The 15,635-nt window shown below is 61.9% G+C and carries 10 protein-coding genes; 8 read left to right on the top strand and 2 right to left on the bottom strand.

The window, feature by feature from the left end:
* Positions 1 to 51: 51 nt before the first annotated feature.
* A complete protein-coding gene (gene rlmKL / locus BW979_RS21715) occupies positions 52 to 2,322 on the bottom strand; it encodes a bifunctional 23S rRNA (guanine(2069)-N(7))-methyltransferase RlmK/23S rRNA (guanine(2445)-N(2))-methyltransferase RlmL (RefSeq protein WP_076385654.1) in 2,271 nt (756 codons plus the stop codon).
* 531 nt (positions 2,323 to 2,853) lie between these two features.
* On the opposite strand from rlmKL, the gene rmf reads away from it, so the two are divergent.
* Complete coding sequence (gene rmf / locus BW979_RS21720; RefSeq protein ID WP_003223300.1) at positions 2,854 to 3,069, top strand: ribosome modulation factor; 216 nt, start codon at positions 2,854 to 2,856, stop codon at positions 3,067 to 3,069.
* 307 nt (positions 3,070 to 3,376) lie between these two features.
* Here the strand turns inward: rmf and BW979_RS21725 are convergent, their stop codons facing one another.
* Positions 3,377 to 4,396 carry a quinone-dependent dihydroorotate dehydrogenase gene (locus BW979_RS21725; RefSeq protein WP_047227154.1) on the bottom strand — a complete coding sequence of 340 codons (1,020 nt, stop codon included), beginning with the start codon at positions 4,394 to 4,396 and terminating at the stop codon, positions 3,377 to 3,379.
* 238 nt (positions 4,397 to 4,634) lie between these two features.
* Between BW979_RS21725 and BW979_RS21730 the strand changes: the two genes are divergently transcribed.
* The 7 genes from BW979_RS21730 to BW979_RS21760 all read left to right on the top strand — a co-directional run bounded on the left by BW979_RS21730 (position 4,635) and on the right by BW979_RS21760 (position 15,626).
* Positions 4,635 to 5,846 carry a CmpA/NrtA family ABC transporter substrate-binding protein gene (locus BW979_RS21730; protein ID WP_076385656.1) on the top strand — a complete coding sequence of 404 codons (1,212 nt, stop codon included), beginning with the start codon at positions 4,635 to 4,637 and terminating at the stop codon, positions 5,844 to 5,846.
* A 14-nt stretch (positions 5,847 to 5,860) separates the two neighbouring features.
* Entirely contained in the window at positions 5,861 to 6,436 is a 576-nt protein-coding gene (locus BW979_RS21735) for an ANTAR domain-containing response regulator (protein ID WP_047227152.1), read from the top strand.
* A gap of 387 nt (positions 6,437 to 6,823) precedes the next feature.
* Entirely contained in the window at positions 6,824 to 8,035 is a 1,212-nt protein-coding gene (locus BW979_RS21740) for a nitrate/nitrite transporter (protein WP_047227151.1), read from the top strand.
* A 9-nt stretch (positions 8,036 to 8,044) separates the two neighbouring features.
* Positions 8,045 to 9,715, top strand: coding sequence for a bifunctional protein-serine/threonine kinase/phosphatase (locus tag BW979_RS21745; protein ID WP_076385658.1), 1,671 nt, complete (start codon positions 8,045 to 8,047; stop codon positions 9,713 to 9,715).
* A 426-nt stretch (positions 9,716 to 10,141) separates the two neighbouring features.
* Positions 10,142 to 12,595 (top strand): nitrite reductase large subunit NirB, encoded by a 2,454-nt coding sequence (gene nirB, locus BW979_RS21750; protein WP_047227149.1) that lies wholly within the window; start codon positions 10,142 to 10,144, stop codon positions 12,593 to 12,595.
* The gene (gene nirD / locus BW979_RS21755) at positions 12,592 to 12,909 is read left to right on the top strand and encodes a nitrite reductase small subunit NirD (protein WP_047227148.1); all 318 of its coding nucleotides are present in this window, start codon (positions 12,592 to 12,594) and stop codon (positions 12,907 to 12,909) included. Before nirB ends, nirD begins: the two co-directional genes overlap by 4 nt.
* Complete coding sequence (locus BW979_RS21760; protein WP_076385659.1) at positions 12,909 to 15,626, top strand: nitrate reductase; 2,718 nt, start codon at positions 12,909 to 12,911, stop codon at positions 15,624 to 15,626. Before nirD ends, BW979_RS21760 begins: the two co-directional genes overlap by 1 nt.
* Positions 15,627 to 15,635: the final 9 nt, after the last annotated feature.

Consider the following 15,635-nt stretch of genomic DNA (forward strand, 5'->3'; position numbering starts at 1 on the left):
CGCCTGAAAGCCTTGAGTTTCAAGGCTTCCATGGATCCAATCGGCTACAGGTCAGCGGGCCATGATTTTCCAGGCACGGTGAATCTTGCCATTGCGGGCAAAATCCGGATCGATGGTCTTGGCGGTGATTTCCTCCACCGCGTAACGCTCGGCCAGATTGTCCTCGAGCTGGAACTTGCGGAAGTTGTTGGAGAAGTACAGCACACCACCCGGCGCCAGGCGGGCCATGGCCAAGTCCAGCAGTTGGACGTGGTCGCGCTGTACGTCAAACACCCCTTCCATGCGCTTGGAATTGGAGAATGTCGGCGGATCGATGAAGATCAGGTCGTATTCGTCACGGCTGGCTTCAAGCCAAGCCATCACGTCGCCCTGCTCCAGGCGATTCTTGTCCGAAAAACCATTGAGCGACAGATTGCGCCGCGCCCAGTCCAGGTAGGTTTTCGACAGGTCGACACTGGTGGTGCTGCGCGCACCGCCCTTGGCGGCGTGGACACTGGCGGTCGCGGTGTAGCAGAACAGATTGAGGAAGCGCTTGCCGGCCGCCTCTTTCTGGATCCGCAGGCGCATCGGCCGGTGGTCGAGAAACAGCCCGGTGTCCAGGTAGTCGGTGAGGTTGACCAGCAGCTTCACGCCGCCTTCGTTGACCTCGGTGAACTTGCCCTGGGTGCTCTGGCGCTCGTACTGCTTGGTGCCGCTCTGCCGCTCGCGACGCTTGATCACCACGCGGCTCTTGTCGACGTTCAGTGCCTGGGGAATCGCCGCCAGGGCGTCGAACAGCCGGGCCGAGGCCTTTTCCGGGTCGATGGATTTTGGCGCGACGTATTCCTGGACGTGAACCCAATCGTGGTACAGGTCGATGGCCATGGAGTATTCCGGCATGTCGGCATCGTAGACCCGATAGCAGTCCACGCCCTCACGCTTGGCCCATTTACTCAGCAGCTTGAGGTTTTTTTGCAGGCGATTGGCGAACATCTGCCCGCCTTCGCTCAAACGGGCCTGCTCGACCACAGGAGCCGGAGCCGGTGCCGGCTTGATCGGGTTACCGTTCTTGTTGTACTGGCGCTCTTGCGGTACTTCCGGCGCCTGATCGTACTCAGCCTGCTCACGCTCGGCCTGGCGCTGTTCCGGGGTACGACGCTCGCCGGTGACGAACTGATCGGGCAGGACCTTGATCAGCAGCAATTTGCACGGCAAGGCGCCGTTCCAGAACGAATACTGCTTGTGACTGCGAATGCCCATGCGCTTGCCCAGGTCCGGCGCGCCGGTGAACACTGCCGCCTCCCAGTTCAGGCAGGCCTGGCGCAGACGCTCGCCGAGGTTCTGATAGAGATAGAGCAAGCTGGCTTCGTCGCCCAGACGCTCGCCGTACGGCGGGTTGCAGATCACCAGGCCTTTCTGGTTCTGGTCCGGGCGGGGTTCGAAGGTGGCGACTTCCCCCTGATAAATCTTGATCCACTCGCTCAGGCCCGCCCGCTCGACGTTGTTGCGGCCCGGCTGGATCAGCCGTGGGTCGGCTTCGTAGCCGCGAATCCACAATGGTGGCTTGGCCAGGCCGGCAGCGGCACGCTCGGTGGCTTCTTCGTGGAGCTTCTTCCACAACGCCGGCACATGGCCGAGCCAGGCGGTAAAACCCCACTGCTGGCGACGCAGGTTCGGCGCCATGTCGGCGGCGATCATGCCGGCTTCCACCAGGAAGGTGCCGACGCCGCACATCGGGTCGGCCAGCGCCCCGCCTTCAGCGGCGATACGCGGCCAGCCGGCGCGGATCAGGATGGCGGCAGCGAGGTTTTCCTTCAGCGGCGCGGCACCTTGCTGCAGGCGGTAGCCGCGCTGGTGCAGGCTGTGGCCGGAAAGGTCCAGGGAAAGGATCGCTTCGCCGCGGTCCAGACGCAGGTGGATGCGCAGGTCCGGGTTGAGCTTGTCGATGGATGGCCGCTCGCCTGTCGGGGTACGCAGCTTGTCGACAATGGCGTCCTTGACCTTCAAGGCGCCGAAGTGGGTGTTGTCGATACCCGAGCCATGGCCGCTGAACTCCACCGCCAGGGTGCCATCGGCGAGCATGTGGTCTTGCCAATCCACATCCAGCACGCCGTGATACAAGTCTTCGGCATCCTTCATCGGGAAGCGCTTGAGCACCAGCAATACGCGGTTGGCCAGGCGCGACCACAGGCACAGGCGATAAGCCGTTTCCATGTCGGCCATGCCGCGCACGGCCGAGGTGTGCTCACGCGCCTCTTCAAGGCCAAGCCCGACGGCTTCCTCGATCAGCAGGCCTTCAAGACCTTTGGGGCAAGTGAGGAAGAGTTCGAAACGATCGGACATGGGATTTCCAGAGCCTTTGGCTAAGTGGACCGGGCAACGCATTGCCGGGCCGGGTTCAATCAGGTGCTTTTCTCAAGAACACCCGTGTGGCACGAAAGTGTGCCGTGCCACCCTCGCCGCTCAGGTTAAAAGAGCTTAGAGGCGAGGGCAGATAAAAAATTCTGTGCAACAAATTGTGAAAACTCGACCCTTTCGTCGAATAGTACCCGAGTGCAACGGGGGGACATTCTCATTCGCCTGAGGGCTGCACCCTTCGATGCAGGGCCGATCATACAGGGGTCTTGCCTGAAAGCGGGTGACGAACATCATGTTACTTATCGCCCTAACATCTTTATTGTTACGTGCTTATGACAAAACGATCATTCCATCCATGTGACGCTTTGGTTAGAACTCAACACAGGTTGACGTCGCAACGGCGTCAACACCTTGGCTCGTCACGCCGGCAACGAGCCGCCAACGGCAGAATGATTCTGCCCCGGCCTCGATAGAGGTCGACGCTAAGCAACAGTCAACAAGTGAGGGCAACACCCTATGAGAAGACTTAAGCGTGATCCGTTGGAAAGAGCATTTTTACGCGGTTACCAATATGGCGTTGGTGGTAAATCCCGTGAGCTTTGCCCCTTTACTCTACCGTCGGTACGTCAAGCCTGGATCAATGGCTGGCGAGAAGGACGCGGCGACAACTGGGACGGTATGACCGGCACTGCGGGTATCCATAGACTCAACGAACTTCACGCCGTCGGCTGACACAGGGCTTAACACTCAAGAACTCGACAATTTGATACTCACATCGATTTAACCACGCACGTCCCATCCGGACGGCGGGCTTCGGCCCAGGGGGCTCCTTCGAGGAGCCCTTTTTAATGCCTGGGTTTCATGAACACTGCAAAAAGCTGGGCTGTGAATACAGTTGTGGCGAGGGGATTTAACCCCGCTGGGCTGCGCAGCAGCCCCTCAGAGTGTCAGGTTTAACGAGTGAGCTGTTTGGGGCCGCTTCGCGCCCCAGCGGGGTTAAATCCCCTCGCCACAGTTGAATCGCGTTGCACCTTGAGAATCAACGCAGTGCAGCAATCGCATCCACCGATTCCCGAATCAACGCCGGCCCCTTATAGATAAAGCCCGAATAAATCTGCACCAGGCTCGCGCCTGCGCTGATTTTTTCGGCAGCATGCTTGCCCTCGGTGATGCCACCCGCCGCGATGATCGGCAAGCGCCCCGCCAGTTCGGCGGCCAGCACTTTCACGGTATGGGTGCTCTTGTCCCGCACCGGCGCACCGGACAGCCCGCCCGCCTCGTCGGCGTGTTCCACCCCTTCGACGCCTTCGCGACCCAGCGTCGTGTTGGTGGCAATCACCGCGTCCATTCCGGTGTCGATCAGGGCCTGGGCCACCTGTGCGGTCTCTTCGTCGGTCATGTCCGGGGCGATCTTGATGGCCAGTGGCACATGCTTGCCATGGATCACCGCCAATTCGGCGCGACGTCGAGCCAGGTCAGCCAGCAGTTGCTTGAGCGAATCACCAAATTGCAGGCTGCGCAGCCCCGGAGTGTTCGGGGAACTGACGTTGACGGTCACATAACTGGCGTGGGCGTAGACCTTGTCCAGGCAGATCAGATAATCGTCAACCGCGCGCTCCACCGGTGTGTCGAAGTTCTTGCCGATGTTGATGCCCAGCACGCCCTTGTACTTGGCGGCAGCCACACGCCCCAGCAAATGGTCGACGCCCAGGTTGTTAAAGCCCATGCGGTTGATGATCGCCTCGGCTTGCGGCAGGCGGAAAATCCGTGGCTTGGGGTTGCCCGGCTGGGCACGCGGGGTAACGGTGCCGATTTCCACGAAACCGAACCCCAACTGGGCAAAACCGTCGATGGCCGCGCCATTCTTGTCCAGGCCCGCCGCCAGCCCGACCGGGTTGGGGAACTCAAGCCCCATCACATTCACCGGCAATTTAGCCGGCGCCTTGCACAGCAGACCATTGAGGCCCAAACGTCCACCCGCACCGATCAGGTCCAGGGACAGATCGTGGGAGGTTTCCGGGGAAAGTTTGAACAGCAGTTCACGGGCCAGGGTGTACATGGGCGGCTTGGACTCAGGCGACGAAATGAGGCGGCGATTATAGCCGGGCTACGACGACGCACGCGAGGCGCCTGCACAAAACAGCGGCGATGGCATATGCCTTGCACCACTTGCGTTCATCGGCACCCATGCCAACGACGGAATGAGTGCCACACTGTATTTGAAGGACAACGGCGTCGTCATCCGGCCTTGCAAACGTCCGGATACGGCGCCTTTTTTTGTGGAAAGGTGATGCGCGATGAATGAAATTCCAGCCAACCCCCTGGCCTGGGTCAACGGCAGCGATGCCCCGGAAAAGAGCGCGATCAATCTTGGCTTCATGGCCTTGAGCGACTGCGCGCCGCTGGTGGTGGCCGCCACCCAGGGCTTTGCCCAGCCTTACGGGCTGACTTTGAACCTCAAGCGCCAAGCGTCCTGGGCCAACCTGCGGGACAAGCTGGTCAGCGGTGAAATCGATGCCGCCCACAGCCTTTATGGCCTGATCTACGCGGTGCACCTGGGCATCGGCGGGGTCGCGCCGACCGACATGGCGGTGTTGATGGGGCTGAACCAGAACGGCCAGAGCATCAACCTTTCCCATGGCTTGCAGGCCCAAGGCGTGACCAGTCCTGAGGCACTGGAACAGCATGTGCACCAAACTCGCCCGAAACTGACTTTCGCCCAGACCTTCCCCACTGGCACCCACGCCATGTGGCTCTATTACTGGCTCGCCGCTCAAGGCATCCATCCGCTGTCGGATGTCGACAGTGTGGTGGTACCGCCGCCGCAAATGATCGCCCACCTGCAGGCCGGACGGATCGACGGGTTCTGCGTGGGCGAGCCGTGGTGCGCCAGTGCGGTCAAACAGAACCTGGGCTTCACCCTGGCGACGACTCAAACCATCTGGCCCGATCACCCGGAAAAAGTCCTCGGCTGCACCCGTGCATTCGTCGAGCAATACCCCAATACCGCCCGCGCACTGGTGATGGCGATCCTGCAAGCCAGTCGCTTCATTGAGCAAAGCACCGAGAACCGCCGCAGCACCGCACAACTATTGAGTGCCCCCGAATACCTGGACGCACCGCTGGATTGCATCGAGCCGCGCCTGTTGGGGATTTACGCCGACGGGCTGGGCAACAGCTGGCAGGACCCTCACGCGATGCGTTTCCACGGCAACGGCGAAGTGAACCTGCCCTACCTGTCCGATGGCATGTGGTTCATGACCCAGTTCCGCCGCTGGGGCCTGTTGCGTGAAGACCCGGATTATCTGGCCGTGGCACAGCAAGTCCAGCAGCTCACGCTCTACCGTCAAGCCTGCGCGGCACTGGACATCGCCGCCCCCCGCCAGGACATGCGCAGCAGCCAATTGATCGACGGCACCATCTGGGACGGCTCGGATCCGGCCGCTTATGCCAAAAGCTTCAAACTGCACGCTTTGAGCGATGCGGCTCCCCTCTTCGCCAGCCGCTGACAGGAGCCACGACCATGCTGCGTATCCTGCTGATCAACGACACCGCGAAAAAAGTCGGCCGTCTCAAAGCGGCCCTGATTGAGGCCGGGTTCGAAGTCATCGATGAATCCGGATTGACCATCGACCTGCCGGCACGCGTCGAAACAGTGCGTCCGGACGTGATCCTGATCGATACCGAGTCACCCGGGCGCGATGTCATGGAGCAAGTGGTGCTGGTCAGCCGCGACCAGCCACGACCGATCGTCATGTTTACCGACTCCCACGACCCGGATGTAATGCGCCAGGCGATCAAGTCGGGCGTGAGCGCCTACATCGTCGAAGGCATCCACGCGGCGCGCCTGCAACCGATCCTCGACGTGGCCATGGCCCGCTTCGAAAGCGACCAGGCCCTGCGCGCCCAGCTCCTGGCCCGGGACCAGCAACTGGCCGAGCGCAAACGCATCGAACTGGCCAAGGGCATGCTGATGAAGATGAAAGAATGCAACGAAGAACAGGCCTACACCCTGATGCGCCGCCAGGCCATGAGTCGCCAGCAGAAGCTGATCCAGGTGGCCGAGCAGATCATTGCGATGAATGAGCTGCTCGGCTGAAAGCCTTGCAGCGCCTGGCCCGGCGCTATCGCGAGCAGGCTCGCTCCCACAGATCCTGTGGCCACTGGAACTCCAATGTGGGAGCAGGCCCGCTCCCACAGGTTTCATGGCCACTGAAGATCCACTGTGGGAGCGAGCCTGCTCGCGATAGGTCTCACACTGCTCCCCTGTTGGCACAGTTCTCGCTTTAGCAAAGCCACAGGTAACCAACGGCGGTTGCCCCACCTACGACAAAGACGTCGCACACCCTCCTCGCCCCCTGGCGATTCGGGTTGCGGCGTTTTTTTGTTTTGATCCCACAGTCCGGGGTCGGTGGTGCAGCCACAGGCGGCGCACTGCTTCAAGGCACTGACTCATTTCTCGAGACTTTTACAGCTGAGGTGCGCGATGAATTCAAGCTTCTGGAAATCCGGCCACACCCCGACACTGTTCGCGGCCTTCCTCTATTTCGACCTGAGTTTCATGGTCTGGTACCTGCTCGGTCCACTGGCGGTGCAGATCTCTGCCGACCTGCACCTGACCACCCAGCAACGCGGCCTGATGGTGGCTACGCCGATCCTGGCCGGTGCCGTACTGCGCTTGTTCATGGGCCTGCTGGCCGACCGGATTTCACCGAAAACCGCCGGTATGGTCGGTCAGGTGATTGTGATCGGTGCACTGTTCTGTGCCTGGAAACTGGGCATCCACAGCTACGAACAAGCCTTGCTGCTGGGGCTGTTCCTGGGCGTGGCCGGTGCGTCATTCGCCGTGGCCCTGCCGCTGGCCTCCCAGTGGTATCCGCCACAGCACCAGGGCAAGGCCATGGGCATTGCCGGCGCTGGTAACTCGGGCACCGTACTGGCTGCGCTGATCGCACCGGTAATGGCAGTGGCATTCGGCTGGAGCAACGTGTTCGGTTTCGCGCTGATCCCGCTGATCGTGACCCTGATCCTCTTCGCCTGGCTGGCCAAGAACGCTCCCGAGCGGCCAAAAGCCAAATCCATGGGCGACTACCTCAAGGCCCTGGGCGACCGGGACAGCTGGTGGTTCATGTTCTTCTACAGTGTGACTTTCGGCGGCTTCATCGGCCTGGCCAGCGCACTGCCCGGCTACTTCAACGACCAGTACGGCCTGAGCCCGGTGACCGCCGGTTACTACACCGCCGCTTGCGTCTTCGGGGGCAGCCTGATGCGTCCACTGGGCGGCGCCCTGGCGGATCGTTTCGGTGGCATTCGCACCCTGTTGGGCATGTACACCGTGGCCGCTGTCTGCATCGCGGCAGTGGGCTTCAATCTGCCAAGCTCCTACGCGGCCCTGGCCCTGTTCGTCTGCACCATGCTCGGTTTGGGTGCGGGCAACGGCGCGGTATTCCAACTGGTGCCACAACGCTTCCGTCGCGAGATCGGCGTGATGACCGGATTGATCGGCATGGCCGGCGGCATCGGCGGTTTCGCCCTGGCGGCAGGCATGGGCGCGATCAAGCAAAGCACCGGCAGCTATCAACTGGCACTGTGGTTGTTCGCCAGCCTCGGCGTCCTGGCTTGGTTCGGCCTGTACGGCGTCAAGCGTCGCTGGAGGACCACCTGGGGTTCGGCCGCTGTCACCGCGGCTCGGGTATAAATAGCCTCCATGAGCCTGCAACTGAGTTTTGCCGAAGCCAGTGCCATTGGCCCTCGGGAAGAAAACCAGGACGCCCTGCGCCTGGTGACCCCGGCGCCGGCCCTGGCCGCGAGCAAGGGGTACCTGTTCGCCATCGCCGACGGTGTGAGCCAATGCGCCGATGGCGGGCTGGCCGCCCGTTCGACCTTGCAGGCCCTGGCCCTGGACTACTATTCCACGCCGCAAACCTGGGGTGTGGCCCAAGCGCTGGACCGGCTGTTATTGGCACAGAATCGCTGGCTGCAAGCCAACGGTGGCGGGCAACCGCTGCTCACCACCGTCAGCGCGCTGGTCCTGCGGGGCCGGCGCTTCACCCTGGCCCACGTGGGCGATTGCCGGGTCTACCGCTGGCACGACAATCATCTGCAGCGGGTCAGTGAGGATCACGTCTGGGAACAACAGGGCATGCAGCACGTGCTCAAGCGTGCCCTGGGGCTGGATCAGCACCTGATCCTGGACTTCCTCGATGGCGAACTGCGCGCCGACGAGACCTTCGTACTGCTCAGCGATGGCGTCTGGGCGGTTCTGGGGGACACGGCCATCGCCGGTATCCTTCGCGACCAGCCGGACCTGGACATTGCCGCGCAAACCCTGGTCAACGCTGCGCACCTGGCCGGCAGCCAGGACAACGCCAGCGCACTGCTGGTGCGGGTCGATGCGGTGGGTGAAGCGAGCATAGGCGATGCGCTGGCCCAGTTACAGCAATGGCCCCTTCCCCCGGCATTGAAACCGGGGCAAGTGTTCGAGGGCTGGCAGATCGAAAGCCTGCTCGGCCAGAGCCAGCAATCGTTGCTCTACCGGGTACACGATGGCCAGGGCCAACCGTGGTTGCTGAAAACCTTGCCGGGGCATCTACGGGACGATACTCAGGCCGGGCAGTCGTTGCTGTCGGAAGAGTGGTTCCTCAGGCGGGTCGCCGGGAGGCAGTTTCCGGAAGTCCACGGCGTTGCCCAGCGTCAGCATTTGTACTACGTCATGCGGGAATATTCGGGCAAGACCCTGGCCGAGCTGTTCAACCAGGGCGGCCCGTTGCCTCTGCCCCAGTGGCAGGATCTGGCGCAGCGGCTGGTGCACGCGGTGGGCCTGTTGCATCGAAGACAGATCTTTCACCGCGATATCAAGCCGGAGAACCTGCACCTGGGCGAGGATGGGGAACTGCGCTTGCTGGATTTCGGCCTGGCGTACTGCCCGGGATTGTCCGAAGACCAGGCCAACGTGCTGCCCGGCACGCCCAGCTATATCGCCCCGGAAGCCTTCGGGGGTGCGCCGCCGACGGCGCAACAAGACTTGTATGCGGTCGGCGTGACTTTGTATTTCCTGCTCACCGGACACTATCCCTACGGCGAAATCGAGGCGTTCCAGCGACCGCGCTTTGGCATACCGGTCAGTGCCCATCGCTATCGACCGGACCTGGCCGAATGGCTTGGGCAAAGCCTGGAGCGTGCCGTGGCGGCGGATCCTGGGCAACGCTTTGAAACCGCCGAGGAATGGCTGTTGCTGCTGGAACAGGGTGAACGGCGCAGCTTGAGCGTCAGGCCTCGGCCGCTACTGGAAAGGGAGCCGCTGAAGGTCTGGCGCACGTTGGCGCTGGTGTCTTTGGTGGTGAATCTGGTGCTGCTGTATTTAGCGTTTCACGGCTGAAACCCAGTCGCGTCTATCGCGAGCAGGCTCGCTCCCACAGGTTTTGTGTCCACCGCAGATCCAATGTAGGAGCGAGCCTGCTCGCGATGGCGGCCTGATGGTCCCTGCAACTGCGCCTGCGGGACGCTCCATTACCGGGCAACACGCTTTGATTCGGTGCAATAAATCCCGCTCCAATCCGCACAACCCGCCTCCCCTCCAATAAATCCGCGCCCTCAAGCCAGTTGGCACAACCACTGCATAACCTCTCTCACCATACATAAAGCAACGCCTCCAACGATGAGGGCGGTGCTTCCCGAGAGAACGGGACAAGGACAAAGGCGTCCTCGCTAGGCAACTAGCGGGACGCCTTTTTTTGTTTTCGTAAAAGTATCGAGCCAGTCCGAGCACCGTGATGAACCGGGCCTGAGCTTGTGGAGAACCCTGATGAAGAAACTCAAACTGGTGATGATCGGCAACGGCATGGCCGGGGTTCGAACCCTTGAAGAACTGCTCAAGCTGAGCAATGAGCTATACGACATCACGGTGTTCGGCGCCGAGCCTCATACCAACTACAACCGAATCCTGCTCTCGCCCGTGCTCGCCGGCGAGCAGACGTTTGAAGAGATCGTGCTCAACGACCTGAGCTGGTACCTGGACAACAACATCAAGCTGCTGCTCAACCGCAAGGTCGTGGAGATCGACCGAGTCAAGCGCCGGGTCATCGCCGAGGACGGCAGCGAAGCCGAATACGACCGTCTGCTGATCGCCACAGGCTCCACGCCATTCATCCTGCCGATCCCCGGCAACACCCTGGATGGCGTCATCGGCTACCGCGACATCGCCGACACCCAGGCGATGATCAACACCGCCAAGACCCACAAACACGCCGTGGTGATCGGCGGCGGGCTGCTCGGCCTGGAAGCCGCCAACGGCTTGAAACTGCGGGGCATGGACGTGACAGTGGTGCACCTGGGTGAATGGCTGCTGGAGCGTCAGCTGGACAAGACCAGCGGTCAGTTGCTGCAAACCGCCCTGGAAAATCGCGGGCTGAAATTCCGCCTGAGCGAACAAACGCAAGCCCTGCACGACGCCGGCAATGGCCGGGTCGGCTCGGTGCAATTCAAAAACGGTGACATCATCCCGGCCGATCTGGTGGTGATGGCCGCCGGTATCCGCCCCAATACCGAACTGGCGGAAAAGTCCGGCATCCCTTGCAACCGCGGGATTCTGGTCAACGACACGATGCAAACCTACGACCCGCGCATCTATGCCATCGGTGAATGCGCCAGCCACCGTGGAACCGCCTACGGCCTGGTGGCACCGCTGTTCGAGCAAGCCAAGGTCTGTGCCAACCACCTCGCGCAACTGGGCTTCGCCACCTACAAGGGGTCAGTGACCTCGACCAAACTCAAAGTCACCGGCATCGACCTGTTCTCCGCCGGGGACTTCATGGGCGGCGAAGGCACCGAGACCATCACCCTTTCCGACCCGATTGGTGGCGTCTACAAAAAACTGGTGATCAAGGATGACGTGCTGGTCGGCGCCTGTCTGTACGGCGATACGGCAGACGGTGGCTGGTATTTCCGTCAGATCCGTGAGAACCACACCATCAGCGAGATCCGCGATCACCTGATGTTTGGGGAAAACGCCCTGGGAGACGTAGGACACCAGGGCCAGGACAAAGCCATGAACATGGCCGACACCGCCGAAGTCTGCGGCTGCAACGGCGTGTGCAAGGGCACCATCGTCAAGGCGATCCAGGAGCATGGGCTGTTCAGCGTCGATGATGTGAAAAAACACACCAAGGCCGCCAGTTCCTGTGGCTCCTGCGCCGGTTTGGTGGAGCAGATCCTGATCAACACCGTGGGCGGCGCGGCGGACGTCAAACCGAAAAGCGAAAAAGCCATCTGCGGTTGCAGCGATCTCAACCATGGGCAGATTCGCCAGGCGATCCGCGACCAGCATCTGCTGACCATCGCCGCAACCATGAGCTACCTGAACTGGCGCACCCCAAACGGCTGCGCCACCTGCCGCCCGGCGCTCAACTACTACCTGATTTCCACCTGGCCCGGCGAAGCGCACGACGATCCGCAGTCGCGCCTGATCAACGAGCGTGCCCACGCCAACATCCAGAAAGATGGCACTTACTCCGTCGTCCCGCGGATGTGGGGTGGCGTGACCAATCCGTCTGAGTTGCGGCGCATTGCCGATGTGGCCGACAAATACAACGTGCCGATGGTCAAGGTCACCGGCGGCCAGCGTATCGACTTGCTAGGGATCAAAAAGCAGGATCTACCCGGAGTCTGGAAAGACCTGGACATGCCGTCCGGCCACGCTTATGGCAAATCCATCCGCACCGTAAAAACCTGCGTAGGCAGCGAATTCTGCCGTTTTGGCACGCAGAACTCCACCCAATTGGGAATCGAGCTGGAGCACGACCTCTTCAACATGTGGTCGCCCCACAAAGTGAAGCTGGCCGTTTCCGGTTGCCCCCGCAACTGCTCGGAAGCGGGCATCAAAGATGTCGGCATTATCGGCGTCGATTCCGGCTGGGAGATGTACATCGGCGGTAACGGCGGGATCAAGACTGAGGTCGCCGAATTCTTCGTCAAACTCAAGACCGCCGAAGAAGTGCGCGAATACAACGGCGCATTCCTGCAGTTGTACCGCGAAGAAGCCTTCTACCTCGAACGCACCGTGCACTACATGCAACGGGTCGGCATGGAGCACATCAAGAAAGCGGTACTTGAAGATCCGCAACGACGCAAAGCCTTGCATGACCGCCTGAAGTTCTCCCTGTCGTTGGAACAGGACCCATGGAAAGAACGCCTGGAACAGCCCCAGCTGAAGAAAGAGTTTGAAGTCATCACCGTGAAAAACCTGGAGGTACCGGCATGAACTGGCTGGATATCTGCGCACTGGAAGAGATCAACGCCCTGGGCTCGCGCATCATCAATGGCCCGAAAGGCGATATCGCGATTTTTCGTACCAGCGACGATGAGGTTTTCGCACTCGATGACCGCTGCCCGCACAAGGGTGGCCCGCTGTCCCAGGGGTTGATCTATGGCAAGCGCGTGGCCTGCCCGCTGCACAACTGGCAGATCGACCTGGAAACCGGCCAGGCCCAGGCCCCGGATGTGGGTTGCGCTCATCATCATGCGGCGCGGGTCGAAAACGGCCGGGTGATGCTGGCATTGCGGGAAGCAAGCTGATGAGCCGTCAAACCACCGCCTCGACCTGCTGTTATTGCGGGGTCGGTTGCGGCGTGCTGATCGAACATGACGACGAGCGTATCCTCGGCGTCAGTGGCGATCCCGCCCACCCGGCCAACTTCGGCAAACTGTGCAGCAAAGGTTCGACCCTGCACCTGACCGGCGACCTCGCCGCGCGCGCCTTATATCCCGAACTGCGCCTGGGCAAGGGCCTGTCCCGCGCCCGCACCGATTGGGACAGCGCGCTGGATCACGCGGCCAGCATCTTCGCCGATACCATCGCCGAACACGGCCCCGACAGCGTGGCGTTCTACATCTCCGGGCAACTGCTGACCGAGGACTACTACGCCTTCAACAAACTCGCCCGGGCACTGGTGGGCACCAACAACATCGACAGCAATTCCCGGCTGTGCATGTCCTCCGCCGTGGTGGGCTACAAGCGCAGCCTCGGTGCCGACGCCCCGCCCTGCAGCTATGAAGACCTGGAGCTGAGCGACTGTGTGATGATTGTCGGCAGTAACATGGCCTACGCCCATCCGATCCTGTTTCGCCGCCTCGAGGACGCCAAGTCCCGCCGACCACAGATGAAAATCATCGTCATCGACCCACGGCGAACCGACACCTGCGACCTTGCCGACCTGCATCTGGCGATCCTGCCGGGCACCGATGTCGCCTTGTTCCATGGGATTTTGCACCTGTTGTTGTGGGAAGACTGGGTCGACCGCGGCTTCATCAAGGCCCACACCGAAGGCCTGGCGGACCTCAAGAACCTGGTGCGCGACTACACCCCGGCCATGGTCGCCCAGATCTGCGGCATCAGCGTCGAGCAACTGCACCAGTGCGCCGAATGGGTCGGCACGTCGCCCAGCTTCCTGTCGTTGTGGTGCATGGGCTTGAATCAGTCCACCGCCGGCAGTGCGAAGAACAGCGCGTTGATCAACCTGCACCTGGCCACCGGCCAAATCGGCCGGCCGGGCGCCGGGCCCTTCTCTCTGACCGGTCAGCCCAATGCCATGGGCGGTCGGGAAACCGGTAGCTTGTCGAACCTGCTGCCGGGTCATCGCGACGCCGCCAACGCCGAACATCGCGCCGAAGTCGCCCGCTACTGGGGTGTTGAACAATTGCCCGCGACCACGGGTTTGAGCGCCATCGAACTGTTCGAACAGGTTCGAAGTGGCAAGATCAAGGCACTGTGGATTGCCTGCACCAACCCCGCGCAGTCGATGCCTGACCAGACGGCGGTCCGGGAAGCCCTGCAAGCCTGTCCATTCGTGGTGCTGCAAGAGGCCTTCCGGACCACCGAAACCGCCGCGTTTGCCGACCTGCTGCTGCCAGCGGCCAGTTGGGGCGAGAAAGAAGGGGCGGTGACCAACTCCGAACGGCGTATTTCCCACGTCCGCCGGGCGATTGCCGCACCGGGTGAGGCACGGCCGGACTGGGCAATTACCGTGGATTTCGCCCAACGCCTGGAGAAACGCCTGCGCCCGGGTCAACCCAGCCTGTTCGCCTTTGAAACCCCGGCTCAGTTGTTCGATGAATACAAGCAACTGACCCGTGGCCGCGACCTGGACTTGTCCGGTATCAGCCATGCCCTGATCGATCAACTCGGTCCTCAGCAATGGCCCTTCCCGCAAGGCGCCAGCAGCGGAACACCGCGCCTGTATCTGGACGGGATTTTTCCTACCGACAATGGCCGCGCGCGGTTTGTCGCAGAACCGTATCGCGCCGCCAAAGAGTTGCGCGACGCCCGCTACCCATTGACCCTCAACACGGGTCGCCTGCGGGACCAATGGCATGGCATGAGCCGCACCGGCACCGCCGCGCAATTGTTCGGTCATGTGAACGAAGCCGTGCTCAGCCTGCACCCTGACGAACTGCTTCGCCATCGGCTGCAAGCCGGTGACCTGGTCAGCCTCAAGAGCCGTCGTGGCGCCGTGATCGTGGCGGTGGACAGCGACGACAGCGTGCGCCCCGGGCAGGCGTTTCTGCCCATGCACTGGGGCGACCGCTTTCTCAAGGGTGGGGTCAATACCCTGACTCAACCGGCCTTCGACCCCCTGTCAAAACAGCCGGAACTCAAACACAGCGGCGTGCGCCTGGAACCGGTGAACCTGCCCTGGCAGCTTTTCGCCCTGGTCGAAGGCGATGTTCAACAGCACTTGGAGACTTTGCGACCACTGTGCGAGGCGTTTGCCTACGTCAGCCTGAGCCTGACTGGGCGCGAACGTCCCGCGTTGCTGATTCGCGCGGCCAGCGCCGTCGCCCCCGAACCGCAGTTGCTGCAGGCGATCGACGAGCAATTGGGGCTGATCGAAGGGCCGGTGCTGGCCTATGACGACCCGCGTCGTTCCATCGGTAAACGGGTGCGAATCGAGAACGGTCGCATCACCGCCATTCGCCTGGCCGGCGAAACCCTGGCCCGCCACTGGCTGCAAAACCTCTGGCTGGAAGGCCGCGCCGATGAGCAGTTGCGGCGCTGGCTGCTGGCGCCTTTGAGCGCCCCACCAGGCAATGCCGGCGCCGCCGTTGGCGGCAGCAAAACACTGTGCAACTGCATGAACGTCAGCCAGCGTGCGATCTGCGCCGGCATTGAACGTGGCCTGGACTTGCAGGGGCTGAAACAGGAACTGGGCTGCGGCACGCAATGCGGCTCCTGTGTACCGGAAATCAAACGCCTGCTGGTTGCCACTGCGCAACCGGTGGCCGCTGTCTCGTGAGGAAAACAC

The sequence above is a fragment of the Pseudomonas sp. A214 genome, assembly GCF_900156295.1.
Classification (GTDB): domain Bacteria; phylum Pseudomonadota; class Gammaproteobacteria; order Pseudomonadales; family Pseudomonadaceae; genus Aquipseudomonas; species Aquipseudomonas rhizophila.